General features: G+C 29.6%; 3 protein-coding genes. All 3 read left to right on the top strand.

All coding sequences use genetic code 11. The features are described from left to right. The coding region (locus EIG86_RS08100) for a site-specific integrase (protein WP_127845671.1) at positions 1–932 on the top strand (932 nt) is incomplete at its 5' end. A 228-nt stretch (positions 933–1160) separates the two neighbouring features. Continuing rightward, the gene (locus EIG86_RS08095; RefSeq protein ID WP_157983124.1) at positions 1161–1865 is read left to right on the top strand and encodes an RteC domain-containing protein; all 705 of its coding nucleotides are present in this window, start codon (positions 1161–1163) and stop codon (positions 1863–1865) included. A 131-nt stretch (positions 1866–1996) separates the two neighbouring features. Then, entirely contained in the window at positions 1997–2299 is a 303-nt protein-coding gene (locus tag EIG86_RS08090) for a helix-turn-helix domain-containing protein (RefSeq protein ID WP_127845669.1), read from the top strand. Positions 2300–2363: the final 64 nt, after the last annotated feature.

The following is a 2363-nucleotide window of genomic DNA, read 5'->3' as shown; positions in this document are numbered from 1 at the left end:
CAAGCTTGTTTGGAGATGATCAAAAGCAACCAACACTCAAGAAACTGTTCAAATACCACAGCTTAAAAATGGAAAACATTCTAGCTCCAGGAACTTTGAAAAATTATACAACGACTTTAAAATATATTGACGAGTTTTTGAAAATTGAAATCAAGACGAGCGACATATTTTTAAAACAAATCAACTATAAATTTTTGGTTGATTTTGATGCCTATTTGAGAAAGAAAAATACACTAACCAACAACGGGGTTATGAAACATATGGAACGTTTAAAAAAACTGATGAATTTTGCGTATTCTCTTGAATGGATTGATAAAAACCCAGCTAAGTTTTTTAAACTCATTTACCATAAAGTTGATGTGCATTATTTGGACAAAAAAGAGTTAGAACAAATTGAAAGTGTGAGTCTACATAAAGATAGACATCAGCTTGTTAGAGACATTTTTGTGTTTTCATGCTATACTGGACTTTCATATAGTGATGTTTTTAACTTGACGGAAGACAATATTCAAATAGGTATAGACGGTGAAAATTGGATTTATACATATCGGCAGAAATCTAAAACTAGGGTCAGAATTCCACTTCTAGAAAAGCCGAAAAAAATTATTGCTAATTACAAAAATCATCCAAAATGTAAAACTGGTAAATTATTACCAGTTTTCAGTAACCAAAAAACAAATGATTATCTGAAAGAAATTGCAGCTAAGGCGAATATCAAAAAAAGGATTTCATTTCATACAGCAAGACATACTTTTGCCACAACCGTGACACTAATCAATGGCGTACCTATTGAAAGCATATCAAAACTATTAGGACATACCAAAATTTCTACAACGCAAATCTATGCGAGAATCTTAGACAATAAATTAGCTGATGACTTCAATAATCTCAAAAATAAACTTAAAAACAATGGTGAAATGAAAACTGGATAGTCATATAGGTTAAAAGGGATGATTTAAACATTTCTTAATATTAATAAAATTTATTAATATTACAGTGATTTTAAGTCTATTTCCAATCTAAAACATCCTTTTAAAATGACTATTAAGTTAATTTACAAGATTTATGAGCGTGAGCTAAATTTAATAAATCAGCAAAAGTTTTGTTTCAAATATGAGTCTAACACTATCATAAGCCTTATATCAAAGACAATTTCATTGATGCAGAAATGTATTCAGCTCCATGGCTTCATGTCTCTAGAAGAAGAAATCAGTTTTTTTAAACACATTAAACCAGAAATTGCATCTGAGTTAAAATTTATAAAATATCAAAAGAAACATATTATAAAATACAGCTACTGTACTGAAGATGACGCCATAGAGTTTCTGAAGAAACAGATCAAAAAAAGAAAAAAATGTTTGATCAAATGCAATTTTTTGGTTGAATATCTAGCTGAGGATCATACCCATAATGACATCAATTGGTTTACAAGATCAAATATTGATCCTACAAGCTCCATAGTTCCACATACGAGTATTCTTCAAGAAGATTTCTCTACAATGTTAGACAATAGTGTTACTAAAATTAAGTTCAATCAAAAGATTATTGCCGACTACCAAAATAAAATTGAAAATCCAGTTTCATTAAATTATTACAATGAAAATAATACAACTGTAAATAAATTAAAATGGACGGGCAGCAAATCAGACTTTACGGAGATTGTCTATGCCTTAGCTAAATCAAATGCTTTAGATCATGGGAATGTGAAAATTTCAGATATAGCCAAAAATCTGGAAAATATTTTTCATCTAGAATCTAATGTCAACATTTACTCAACTTTTGATGAGATAAAGAAACGAAAAAAAGAGCCTACCAAGTTTTTAAACACCTTACAGAGAAGACTTTTAAAAGAAATCAACCAGTAAAATGTTAATTTACGTTAAAAAAATACCTGATATCACCCGATAATCAGGGAATATAACAATAGCTTCAATTCAAATTTGCATATGAATAACTTGAAACATAGTGGTCACTACGTTTCCTAAATTTATTTAATATGTCAAAAGATCATCTAACAGAAAACGACGTCAAAGTAATCACAAAACAAATCTTTAATGAATTAAAAGATGGATTACTAGTCGAAATCAAAAAAGAATTAAGCAAACAGCAAATCTACAAAAAACAATTTCTCAGGAATTCTGAACTTCAAAAAGTCCTTAGTATTAGTTCCAGTGGTCTACAAAATTTAAGATCTAGTGGAGAATTGCCATTCACTAAACTGAAAGGAATAATTTACTATGACATCAAAGAAATCAACAAACTGATGAAAAAAAACAAAATCGATTTCAAAGACAGCTAAGCCATGAACTACATCGAACACCTCAACCAGGCGTTCAGGAAGATTCATGAAGACCACAGGCTAA

The organism is Psychroflexus aestuariivivens (assembly GCF_004010055.1).
GTDB lineage: Bacteria > Bacteroidota > Bacteroidia > Flavobacteriales > Flavobacteriaceae > Psychroflexus > Psychroflexus aestuariivivens.
This window is presented reverse-complemented; position numbering and strand designations above follow the sequence as displayed.

Bases quoted from the DNA above. Each gene is read 5' to 3' on its own strand.
- EIG86_RS08095 (WP_157983124.1), top strand. From the start codon at position 1,161: ATGCAGAAATGTATTCAGCTCCATGGCTTCATGTCTCTAGAAGAAGAA.
- EIG86_RS08090 (WP_127845669.1), top strand. From the start codon at position 1,997: ATGTCAAAAGATCATCTAACAGAAAACGACGTCAAAGTAATCACAAAA.